Origin of the sequence: Gordonia sp. UBA7860 (assembly GCF_002500165.1) — a bacterium.
GTDB lineage: Bacteria > Actinomycetota > Actinomycetes > Mycobacteriales > Mycobacteriaceae > Gordonia > Gordonia sputi.
In genome coordinates, this window is the sequence record NZ_DLSO01000165.1 from 1 (window position 1) to 11,530 (window position 11,530).

The 11,530-nt window shown below is 66.5% G+C and carries 11 protein-coding genes; 6 read left to right on the top strand and 5 right to left on the bottom strand.

All coding sequences use genetic code 11. The features are described 5' to 3' along the window. A partial coding sequence (locus tag B3T59_RS20295; protein ID WP_287004978.1) for a DUF3418 domain-containing protein occupies positions 1–695 on the top strand: 695 nt, incomplete at its 5' end. Here B3T59_RS20295 and nrdR read toward each other — a convergent pair. Both nrdR and B3T59_RS20305 read right to left on the bottom strand, forming a co-directional pair. After that, a complete protein-coding gene (nrdR, locus tag B3T59_RS20300; protein WP_082933662.1) occupies positions 669–1,217 on the bottom strand; it encodes a transcriptional regulator NrdR in 549 nt (182 codons plus the stop codon). The two genes, B3T59_RS20295 and nrdR, sit on opposite strands and share 27 nt — an antisense overlap. Before the next feature lie 144 nt (positions 1,218–1,361). Next, positions 1,362–1,802, bottom strand: coding sequence for a LysM peptidoglycan-binding domain-containing protein (locus tag B3T59_RS20305; RefSeq protein ID WP_287004979.1), 441 nt, complete (start codon positions 1,800–1,802; stop codon positions 1,362–1,364). A 410-nt stretch (positions 1,803–2,212) separates the two neighbouring features. Here B3T59_RS20305 and lexA point away from each other — a divergent pair, with 410 nt between their 5' ends. Then, complete coding sequence (gene lexA / locus B3T59_RS20310) at positions 2,213–2,953, top strand: transcriptional repressor LexA (RefSeq protein ID WP_064862998.1); 741 nt, start codon at positions 2,213–2,215, stop codon at positions 2,951–2,953. 45 nt (positions 2,954–2,998) lie between these two features. Here lexA and ptsP read toward each other — a convergent pair whose 3' ends face one another. After that, entirely contained in the window at positions 2,999–4,714 is a 1,716-nt protein-coding gene (ptsP, locus tag B3T59_RS20315; protein ID WP_287004980.1) for a phosphoenolpyruvate--protein phosphotransferase, read from the bottom strand. Positions 4,715–4,984: 270 nt separating this feature from the next. On the opposite strand from ptsP, the gene B3T59_RS20320 reads away from it, so the two are divergent. The 4 genes from B3T59_RS20320 to B3T59_RS20335 all read left to right on the top strand — a co-directional run bounded on the left by B3T59_RS20320 (position 4,985) and on the right by B3T59_RS20335 (position 9,222). Then, a complete protein-coding gene (locus B3T59_RS20320; RefSeq protein WP_005204579.1) occupies positions 4,985–5,755 on the top strand; it encodes a DeoR/GlpR family DNA-binding transcription regulator in 771 nt (256 codons plus the stop codon). Further along, a complete protein-coding gene (locus tag B3T59_RS20325) occupies positions 5,752–6,717 on the top strand; it encodes a 1-phosphofructokinase family hexose kinase (RefSeq protein WP_005204577.1) in 966 nt (321 codons plus the stop codon). Before B3T59_RS20320 ends, B3T59_RS20325 begins: the two co-directional genes overlap by 4 nt. 100 nt (positions 6,718–6,817) lie before the next feature. Then, complete coding sequence (locus tag B3T59_RS20330; protein WP_005204575.1) at positions 6,818–8,920, top strand: PTS fructose transporter subunit IIABC; 2,103 nt, start codon at positions 6,818–6,820, stop codon at positions 8,918–8,920. A 41-nt stretch (positions 8,921–8,961) separates the two neighbouring features. Further along, the gene (locus B3T59_RS20335) at positions 8,962–9,222 is read left to right on the top strand and encodes an HPr family phosphocarrier protein (protein WP_005204573.1); all 261 of its coding nucleotides are present in this window, start codon (positions 8,962–8,964) and stop codon (positions 9,220–9,222) included. 5 nt (positions 9,223–9,227) lie between these two features. Here the strand turns inward: B3T59_RS20335 and hflX are convergent, their stop codons facing one another. Together hflX and dapF are read right to left on the bottom strand one after the other, a co-directional pair. Beyond that, positions 9,228–10,799, bottom strand: a complete 1,572-nt coding sequence (gene hflX, locus B3T59_RS20340) for a GTPase HflX (protein WP_287004981.1) — start codon at positions 10,797–10,799, stop codon at positions 9,228–9,230. A gap of 80 nt (positions 10,800–10,879) precedes the next feature. Further along, positions 10,880–11,530: diaminopimelate epimerase (dapF, locus tag B3T59_RS20345; RefSeq protein ID WP_287004982.1), on the bottom strand; the 651-nt coding region annotated here is incomplete at its 5' end.

The following is an 11,530-nucleotide window of genomic DNA, read 5'->3' on the forward strand; positions in this document are numbered from 1 at the left end:
ACGGTGCCGTCATCGAACTGCTCGACCATGCGATCGCGCCGCTCTCGCGCAAGATCAGCGCCGGGCTCGCCCCGGCCGATCGACTGGCCATGAGTCAGAGTCCCTACGCGTCGCCCGACGCGCTGTATTCCGACTGCACCCGCAGGGCGATTCGCGACATCGCGCCCGCAGCAGTCGATCTGGGCTCGATCCGCACGCCGTCGGCCTTCGACGAACTCGTCTCGGCGCTCCGGCCGCGCATCTCAGCGGCGGCGCCGGAGTACTTCGCACTCGCCGTCGAGGTCTTGCGCGAGGTGGCTCCCCTACGTGCCGAGATCGACCGCCATTCGGGTCAAACCGCATGCGACGACGTCGCCGAACAGTTCAACAACCTGGTCTTCGACGGATTCGTCCTGGCCACGGCACGCGAACACCTGCAGCACGTTCCGCGATACCTGACCGCCGCACGGCAGCGTCTCGAGCAACTCCCTGCCGCGGCCCTTCGCGACCGCGATGGAATGGCCGCCATCGACAGAGTCACCGAGCGGTGGAACCAGCGCCTGACACAGCTCCCCGAATCGCGCCGAGACGCCGTCAGCGAGGAAGCGCAGTGGATTGTCGAGGAACTTCGGGTCAGCCTCTTCGCCCAGAAGCTCGGGACCGCCTATCCCATTTCGGAGAAACGCGCGCTACGAGCTCTTGACCGACTCGGTTGACACCGGACGCGGTGGAGTCGTCGCTGAGTCGACGGCGGGCGGGGTGTCGAGGTCGTCTGCGCCTTCGTGGGAACCGGTGAGGTTGCCCTGGAGGTCGTCGATCTCGCGTTGAAAGTCTTCGAGCGAATCGAACGAGCGATAGACCGAGGCGAAACGTAGATATGCCACCTCGTCGAGGTCGCGCAGCGGGCCGAGAATGGCCAGACCGACCTCGTTGCTGGGGATCTCAGCCGAACCCGACGACCTGACAGCGTCTTCGACCTGCTGAGCCAACTGTGCGAGATCGTCTTCGTTCACGTGACGTCCCTGGCATGCGCGGCGCACCCCGCGCATCACCTTTTCTCTGCTGAACGGCTCGGTCACTCCGTTTCGCTTCACGACTGCCAAAACAGCACTCTCGACCGTGGAGAAACGTCGCCCACATTCGCTGCACGCGCGACGTCGGCGGATTGCCTGCCCCTCATCGGCGACACGCGAATCGACGACCTTGGTGTCTTCGTTCTTGCAAAACGGGCAGCGCATGTAGTCCTCGTGCGAATCTCGGGACGCAGCGGCTCCGTCGGTCTGGCGTGGTCCGATCGTCTGACGACCGGCGGAAGCGAAACCGCAGCGGTGACCGTGTCGGTTTCCGACTGGACCCTGTGACATCGAGAATACCGCCAGCGCTCAGCGGTACGCGGGTGTGACAAGCGGTTGGCCAACGCGCAGCCCGCTCGACGGCAGATCGTTGAGGTCGATGATCTCGTCGATGACGGTTTGACGCGGCATATCGGGCGCGACCCGCGCCGCGATCGAGCTCAGCGATTCGCCGGAACGCACATGGACCACCTGCGTAGAGGTCGAAGCCGGCATATTCGCCCGCTGGTAGTCGGCACCGATGGTCCCGACCACCCACACGGTCAGTGCCAAACCGATTCCCGCGAGCACCGCCAATATCGCAGCCCGTCGTCGACGGGCCGCCACCAGCTCGCCGACGCCACCGGCGCATCGCGTGCCTGCGGGACGCGTAGAGGTGCCGTGATCGAACGTGATCCGATGTCGACGCTGCGGCGAGACGTCTGCGCCGGCTGCCCGTCGGACCTCACTTGTTCGAACACGTCCCGCCACACGCAGCTCTTCGCTACGGACGGCATTCGACGGCGCGCGTCCACTGACCACCGTGGCGCGGTGAACCCGGGAACGAGGCGTTTGTGCAGGTCGAGGGGGTGCAGATCGGGCGGTCGGCGGTGTTGCCACGGATGCACTCGACGTGCTGGGAACCGAGCGGGTCACCGGGTTTGTCATCAGGCTGGTCATCGCTACCTCCAATGGTCGATCAAGCGTTCGATGAACTGATGTTCGAGTTCTACCAGAGGGGTCCGACAAAGTCCTGCGACACGTCGAACAAATGTTTGATGTTGTCCGTGGCCTCCGCTACTGTCGGCGCCAGACGATGGAAGAAAGACGCACCCACCCCGCTTCACAACAGCAGCCAGTTCACAACAGCAGCCGCTTCAAGATCAGGAAGGACGGAACCGATGACAGAGAAGTCACGACGCAGCCCGTCGTCGCCCAAGGGCAACGGTCGCAGCGTCGAAGGAAAGAAGAGCGAAGGCGGCGAGGAGGCACCGATCCATCCGGCCGTCGCCGAGGCCACACTCACCGGTCGCCAGCGTGACGTCCTCGATGTGATCCGAAAGTCGGTACGCGAGCGTGGATATCCGCCGAGCATTCGAGAGATCGGCGACGCCGTCGGCCTCACGTCCACCTCATCGGTCGCTCACCAGTTGCGCACCCTCGAGCGCAAGGGCCTGCTGAAACGGGACGCCAACCGTCCGCGAGCGGTCAACGTCTCCGAGGCTCCCGACGCACCGCACTCCGATGCCATCAACGGAGATCTCCCGACGCCCACGTTCGTTCCGGTACTCGGCCGTATCGCGGCGGGCGGTCCGATTCTCGCGGAGGAGGCGGTCGAAGACGTCTTCCCGCTCCCGCGTGAGCTCGTCGGTGAGGGCTCGTTGTTCCTGCTCCGCGTCGTCGGCGAATCGATGATCGACGCCGCGATCTGCGACGGCGACTGGGTCGTCGTACGTCAGCAGAACGTCGCCGACAACGGCGACATCGTCGCAGCGATGATCGACGGCGAGGCGACGGTGAAGACCTTCAAACGCAAAGACGGCCACGTCTGGCTGATGCCGCACAACCCGCTCTTCGATCCGATCCCCGGAGACGACGCCGCCATCCTCGGCAAGGTCGTGACGGTCATGCGTCGGGTGTGATGCACTGAACCTGGCCCCGCAGGTCACTGACCAGCGGGGCCTGTATCAGTGGTCGAGTTTTTCGGCAGCGGCACGTCGGGCGAGTGCCGGACTCGAGGTGGCAAGCGCGGCAGCTGCCGCGGTCCGGCACTGCTCCATGGTTACCGTCGACAGCTTCGCCCCGACTGCTGCTGTCGCGGCCGGAGCCGCCGACAGCGAGGTGACTCCCAGTCCGACGAGCACACACGCGAGCGACGGGTCGGCCGCGGCCTCACCACAGACGCCGACGGGCTTGCCCTGCTGGGCGCCGGCCGTCGCGACCTGAGAGATGAGTGCGAGCACCGCGGGTTGCCACGGGTCGGTCAGTTCGGCGAGTTCTGCCGACATCCGGTCGGCCGCCATCGTGTACTGCGTGAGGTCGTTGGTTCCGATCGACACGAAGTCGACCTCAGCCAGAATCGCCGGCGCCAGGATCGCCGCAGCCGGGATCTCGATCATCACTCCAGCCGTCAGACCACGCTGACGGACGAGATCGGCGAACTGTGCGGCCTCCGCGGCCGTGGCGATCATCGGTGCCATGACCCACGGCGTCGTACCGGATTCTTCTGCCGCGCGCGCGATCGCGTCGAGCTGAGTTCGCACGATTTCGGGGTGGTCATCGCCGATTCGGTTACCGCGTACGCCGAGTGCGGGGTTCGCCTCGTCCGGGTGCTCGATGAAGGCCAGCGGCTTGTCCGAACCGGCGTCGAGCGTTCTGATGACGACTTTCTGGCCCGCGAACGCTTCGAACACGTCGCGGTACAGACGCGTCTGTTCGTCGACATCGGGTTCATCTGCCCTGTCGAGAAATGCCAACTCGGTGCGGAACAGCCCGATCCCCTCGACCGGCGCATCGGCAGCGCGACGCGCCGACGCACCATCGGCGACATTCGCCAGGATGGCGACGTCGGTGCCGTCGGCAGTTCGGCCAGGACCACGCCACGCAGCGACAAGCGCTGCCTCCGCAACGCTGCGCTCGACGAGTTCGCGTGCCTCGGACTCCTCCGGCTCAACGGTGATCGACCCCGCACCGCCGTCGAGCAAAACCATTGTGCCGCTGGTGATCTCACTCAATCGCGCCACGGCGACCACGCACGGGATGCCCAATTGTCGCGCGATGATGGCGGTATGACTGGTCGGTCCGCCGAGACGCGTTGCCAGCCCGACGATCACCGCGGGATCGAGCCCGGCGGTATCCGCCGGAGCGAGGTCGTCCGCGAAGAGGATCGACGGTTGGCTCGGCGTCGGAATTCCCGGCTCCGGCCGACCGAGCAACTCGGCGACCACCCGGTCACGAACGTCGTTGAGGTCGGTGATCCGCTCTGCCATCAACCCGCCGAGTTTGGCGAACATCTCGGAGAACTGCGCCGTTGCGGCGACCGCGGCGGCAGGTGCCGGCACCCCCTTCGCGACACGGGACTTTGCCGCACCGATCCATCCCCGATCCTCGGCCAACCCGGCGGTCGCGGCGAGAACCTCGGCCGCAGCTCCCGACGCGTGCGATGCGCGATCACGCAGTCTGCCCGCGACGACTGCCGCGGCGGCGACGAGGCGTTCCGACTCCGCGTCGCGCTCGTCGTCGGCGATGACGCGATCGGTGCCGAGTGACGTCTCGTCGTACTCGACGCGCTTACCCGGCCACAACACCGGCCCGTAGGCAAACCCCGCGACGACGGGTGTTCCTGTCAACCCTCCCTGACCGTTCATGGTGACCCGATTCTCCGTTACCAGGTGATTCTCCATTGCGTCTGCTGCCTTCCGGGTCGATCGGCCGGGTGCGGTGATCTGTGAGGAATACCCGGCGTCGTGAATTTCTGTGATCAAAGTTACTCGCAACGCTTGACTTGTCAACACATACGGGCGTAAACACAGATATATCAACATTGAATCCCACACAGAACCAATCACGCGGTGATCCACAAAACACAGATCCACCAGCAGCCAGATCCACAGAACACAGACCCACAGATGGTTCGCCGAAAGGTTGGCCACACCACAGATCGGAGACGACAGGTGTACGCCGAAGAGCGACAGCGAGCAATAGCCGATCAGGTGCGCGCGCACGGTCGCGCATCCGTGACCGCTCTCGCCGACAGGTTCGACGTGACGAGCGAAACCGTGCGCCGCGACCTCGCGGTGCTCGAGCGCAGCGGTAGCGTGCAGCGCGTCCACGGCGGAGCCGTCAAGGCCGGGACGGTCGAGGTGGTCAACGAGCTCGGACTCGCCCAACGCGAGTCCTCGCAGACCGCAGAGAAGGCAGCGATCGCCCGAGCTGCGATCCGGTTTCTGCCCTCGGACGGTGGATCGGTCATCTTCGATGCCGGAACCACCACCTACCAGGCCGCCAAGCTGCTGCCCGCCGATCGCAGGCTCACGGTGATCTCGACGAGTCTCCAACTCGGGCAGGCCCTCACCGCACACGAACGGGCCACCCTGCTCATGGTCGGTGGTCGGGTCCGTGGGCTCACGCAGGCCGCAGTCGGAGCCGAGACCGTCGCAGCGCTCGGAAAGATGCGGGCATCTGTTGCCTTCCTCGGCACCAACGGGATCAGTGAGGGCCACGGCCTGTCCACCCCCGACGCCGAGGAGGCCTCGGTCAAGTCGGCCATCGTGGCTGCCGCGCAGCGCGTCGTGGTGCTGGCCGACTCGTCGAAGATGGGCCGCGAGGACTTCAGCTCGTTCGCTCCGCTCGACGAGGTGGACGTCCTGATCACCGACGACGGAATCGACCCCGAGTTCTCGGCGGCGCTCTCGGCACACGGCATCGAGGTCGTGATCGCATGATCCTCACAGTCACAGCCAACCCGAGTCTCGACCGCACCCTGGAGATCGCAGGACCGTTGATGCGGGGCGAGGTGCAACGCAGTACCTCCACCCGGGTCGAGCCGGGCGGCAAGGGCGTCAACGTGTCCCGCGTCGTCGCGGAAGCCGGCATCCCCACCGTCGCGGTACTGCCCGCCCACGCCGACGACCCGTTGCTCACGGCGCTCGACGCCGTCGCACTGCCGTACCGCACGGTCGACATCGACGGTCAGATCCGAACCAACATCACGGTGGCCGAGAACGACGGGACGACCACGAAGATCAATGCGCCCGGTCACACCCTCACGCCTTCCGAACTCGACGAACTGACAGCGCTCGTACTCCGGGGCGCCGAGGACGCGTCGTGGGTGGCACTGTGTGGCTCGCTTCCGCCGGGAGTTCCCGACAACTGGTATCGCCGCATCTCCGACCGCCTCGTCGACAGCGGACGCCGCGTGGCGATCGACACGTCGGGCGCACCCCTGGGCGCGGCGATGTCGGGGCCCGTCGACCTGATCAAACCCAACGACGAAGAACTCGCCGAGGTCAGTGGCATCGACCCTGCCGAACTGACCGCTGCCATCGCCTCGCGCGACTACCTGCCGGTCGTGGCGGCATCGCGCACGCTGATCGCCACCACGCAGGGAGCGGTACTCGCGACCCTCGGTGCGGCGGGTGCGGTACTCACGACGGCTGAGGGTAGTTGGCTGGCCACTCCGCCGCCGATCGTGCCGCGCAGCACCGTCGGAGCAGGTGATGCGTCGCTGGCCGGATACCTCATCGCGTACACGGCAGGCGCCTCCGAACCCGATCGTCTGCGCACTGCAGTCGCCTACGGCTCGGCGGCCGCCGGACTGGCAGGGACGCAGCCACCCCTTCCGGCACAGGTCGACGTCGACTCGGTCGATGTCGTCGAACTCTCAGGAGCCGCCCCGATCACGTGACCCCACAGCCTCCAGTTCCTGTACGCGAATCGCCACCAAGCTCACCGACCACAACCGGAACACTCGCTCTCCGGATTACACAGAAATCGAAGGAAGACCCATGTCCGACAACATCATCACCGCAGCGACGGTGCATCTCGATGTCGATGCAGGCAGTGATCCCGCCGCCGTCATCACCTATCTCGCCGAGAATCTCGGCGAGGCGGGGCGAACGACCGATCCGTCCGAACTGAGCCGCGCCGCACTGGCCCGCGAGGCGAAGTCGGCAACCGGTCTGCCCGGTGGGATCGCGATTCCTCACGCACGCGCCGCGTCGGTCACCACCGCCAGCCTTGCCTTTGCGCGGCTGTCGAACAAGGTCGACTTCGGCGCACCCGACGGCCCGGCCGACCTGGTGTTCCTCATCGCGGCACCCGAAGGCGCTGCCGCCGACCACATGAAGCTGCTGAGCTCGCTCGCGCGAGCACTCGTGCGTCCCGACTTCGTCGCCGCCCTCCGCGAGGCGCCGAGCGACGAACGCGTCGTCGAACTCGTGGATGAAGCCATCAACCCTGCCCCGGCAGGCTCTCCGTCGACAACCGCCACGCCTGCGGCTGGCGCAGCCACCACTGCCGCGGTCCCGGCAGCAGGCACGAAGACCGCGGAAACCGCGAAGACACTGGGGGGTTCCGATTCGCAGAAGCGCCCCTCGATCGTCGCGATCACCGCATGCCCGACCGGGATCGCACACACCTACATGGCCGCCGACGCACTGAAGTACGCCGCGGAGCGTGCGGGTGTCGACTTCCATGTCGAGCCGCAGGGCTCGTCGGGCACCACGCCGTTCACCCCCGACGTCATCGCAGGCGCCGACGCCGTCATCTTCGCCACCGACGTCGGTGTGAAAGGCAAGAGTCGCTTCAGCGGAAAGCCGGTCATCGAGTCCGGGGTCAAGCGCGCCATCAACGAACCCGACAAGATGATTGCCGAAGCCGTAGAGGCCTCGCGCAATCCGCATGCCGCACGCGTCGACGGATCGGCGGACGACGGTGCCGCTGCAGCGGAGGAATCGGGGTCGAGCCTGTCGTTCGGCAAGAAGATCCAGCAGGCACTCATGACCGGTGTCAGCTACATGATCCCGTTCGTCGCGGCAGGCGGACTGCTGATCGCGTTGGGCTTCCTGCTCGCCGGATACCAGATCGCCAACAAGACACTCGATTCATCCAAGACGCTGTCCGACGGCGCCTACATCGCACTGAACAACAGCCTCTGGGATCTACCCGCGGGCGGTCTCGGCCAGTACCTCGGCGGTGTCAGTTTCGCGATCGGCGCGCTCGCCATGAGCATGCTGGTACCTGTCCTTGCGGGTTACATCTCGTTCGCGATAGCCGACCGTCCCGGTATCGCACCCGGTTTCGTCGCAGGCCTGGTATCGGTTGCCGTGGGCGCGAGCTTCATCGGTGGTCTGATCGGCGGCCTCATCGCGGGCGCCGTGTGCCTGGCGATCTCGCGACTTCCGTTGCCGCAGTGGGCACGCGGGCTACAGCCGGTGATCATCATTCCGCTGTTCGGCAGCCTGATTGTCGGCGGTCTGATGTTCATGTTGCTCGGCAAGCCGCTCGCCTGGGTCACCACCCAGCTCACCGACGGTCTCAACAGTATGAGCGGCAGCTCCAAGATCGTCCTCGGCGTGGTCCTCGGACTCATGATGTGCTTCGACCTCGGCGGACCGGTCAACAAGGCCGCGTACCTCTTCGCCACTACCGGCCTCGCGATCGGCGACACGCCTCAGCTCGAGATCATGGCAGCGGTCATGTGCGCAGGCATGGTTCCGCCACTCGCGATGGCACTCGCCACCGTCATCCGCCCCGGACTGTTCACCGAGCCCGAGCGTGAAAACGGTAAGGCCGCTTGGTTCCTCGGCGCTGCATTCATCTCCGAGGGTGCAATCCCGTTCGCCGCAAAAGACCCGGTGCGCGTGATTCCGTCGATGATGGCTGGCGGAGCACTCGCCGGTGCACTGATCATGGCCTTCGGGGTCACGCAGCGCGCTCCGCACGGCGGCATATTCGTCTTCTTCACGATGAACCACTGGCTGCTCTTCCTCGCAGCGCTTGCGGCGGGTACGGTCCTCGGCACGGTGTGCGTCGTCGCGGCCAAGCAGTTCGGTCGCTCGTCGAGCCGACAGACTTCTGCACCCGAGCTGGAGACCATCCCCGCCTGAGATCTCACGTCCCGACATAACCCATCTGCAAAGGAGCAACCATGCCAAGCACCACCGTCGAGGTCGGATCAGCCGTCGGATTGCACGCGCGACCCGCAACGATCATCGCCGAGGCAGTCGCCGACGCCGGCACACCCGTGACGATCTCGGTCGTCGGAGGCGAACCGGTCGACGCGGGATCGGCATTGCTGATCATGACGCTCGGCGCCGAGAAGGGCACAGCGGTCGTCGTCGAATCCGACGATCAGGCAACGCTCGACGCCATCGCGAAGCTCGTCGCCGCCGACCTCGACGCCGAGTAGGCCTGCTACTGGGCCAAGGAGGCCAGTTCTCCCGCCAGCGCCGAGGGCACACGGACACGCATCCGGGTGCCCTCGGTGCTGTGGTCTGTGGCGAGTACCTCTCCCTCTCGGTGAATCCGTGACACCAGATCGCCTCGCGTGAACGGGATGTCGACGGTGAGCTCCACGTCGTCGCGACCCACGAACTCACGGACCGCCTCGAACAGTTCGGGCAGTCCCTCGCCGGTGCGCGCCGAGACGTAGACGACGCCCGCCGAGTTGGGGCCGTGCGTGCTACCGCCCGCGCCGAGCATCGCGCGCAATTCGGTGAGCCGGGACGCGTCGATCGCATCGATCTTGTTGATCACCAACAACTCCGGGGGTGGCGCGACCCCCTCCTCTGCCACGACGTCGTTGATGACCCGTCGGACTGCCGTGATCTGTTCCGCGGGGAATGGGTCGCTGCCGTCGACGACGTGCAGTACGAGATCAGCGTCGACGACCTCCTCCAGCGTCGACCGGAATGCCTCGACGAGTTGCGTCGGGAGGTGGCGGACGAAGCCGACGGTGTCGGTGAATACCAGTTCGCGACCGTCCTCGAGAGTCGCACGGCGCGTCGTCGGATCGAGGGTCGCGAACAGCGCATCCTGCACGAGCACGCCCGAACCCGTCATCGCGTTGACCAGACTCGACTTACCCGCGTTCGTGTATCCCGCGACGGCGATGCGCGGCACAGCACCGCGCAGTCGGGCAGACCGCTTCGTCGTGCGGGCCGTGCGCATTTCGCGAATCTCGCGGCGCAGCTTGGCCATTCGCTCGCGGATGCGCCGACGATCGGTCTCGATCTTCGTCTCACCCGGTCCGCGCAGACCGACACCGCCGTTGCTACCCGCGCGGCCGCCGGCCTGGCGGGACATCGATTCACCCCAACCACGCAGACGCGGGAGCATGTACTCCATCTGCGCGAGGGCCACCTGCGCCTTGCCCTCACGCGAACTCGCATGCTGGGCGAAGATGTCGAGGATGAGGGCCGTCCGGTCGATCACCTTGACCTTGACGACCTTCTCCAACGCGGTCAACTGCGCTGGCGTCAACTCGCCGTCGCAGATGACGGTGTCGGCGCCGGTGTCGGCGACGACGTCGCGCAACTCCTGGGCCTTGCCCGAGCCGATGAAGGTCGCGGGGTCGGGTGAGGATCGTCGCTGGATCACCGCTTCGAGGACCACGGAACCCGCGGTCTCGGCGAGCGCTGCCAGTTCCTCCATGTTCGCCTTCGCGGCGGCCGCGGTGCCCTCGGTCCAGACGCCGACGAGCACCACGCGCTCAAGGCGCAGTTGTCGGTACTCGACCTCGGTGACGTCGGTGAGCTCTGTCGAGAGCCCGGCGACCCGCTGCAGCGAGGCACGATCGGAGAGTGCGAGCTCGCCGGTCGTCGGGGTGGGGGCACGATCGCGGGAATCGTCGTAATCGCCAAAATCTGCGGGGTCGACGAGATCGTCGGGATCGATCAGATCGCGGGAAAGGTCGATCGCGGGTGCGTTCGCGTCGACGGGACGGGTGTCGTGCAGGTCATGTACCTGTGGTGATGTTTCGGTCATACACCATCCATGGTGACACGCCGACGCCCCGTCGAGCACGTGGATATCCGCCGAGCCGCGTGCAGCGGGCCCGCGGCACGTCAGTCGACGCGATACCAACCCGCCCGGAATAGGCCGTCGGCCACCAGTGCGGACGGTCCACGCAGCGTCGCGTGACCGTCGGCAACAGTTACCGTCACCCTTCCGCCGGGCACGTCGATGGCCATCTCGCCCGCGTCGCGGCCGAGGGTCTGTAGGCCCGCCGCTGCCGCCGCGACCAGCCCTGTTCCGCAACTCCTGGTCTCGCCGACGCCGCGCTCGAAGACACGCATCGTGGCGTGCAGACCGCCGCGCGGGCCGTCCTCGGGGGAGGTCAGCAGTTCGACGTTGGCGCCGTGCGGAAAGACACCGTCGGGTAGGACGACGCCGGTCGAGAAGTCGATCGCGGCGAGGTCGGACGTCGACATGTCGGGCACCACGCACGCCAGGTGTGGGTTGCCGACATCGACCGCGACACCCGGGTAGAGGTCGTCGCCGATCCGCACGGTCGCGCCCTCGCCGAGCACCACCCGACCCATCCGCACACTCACGTCGGCGTAGAGGTCGTCGAACGAGTGCACCACCACGGGACGTCCGCCCGCACGCGAACCCACCGTGAACTCGTCGGACTCGGTCAGCCCGGAGGCCCGCAGGTAATGGGCGAAGACCCGGACGCCGTTGCCGCACATCTCGGCGATGGAGCCGTCGGCGTT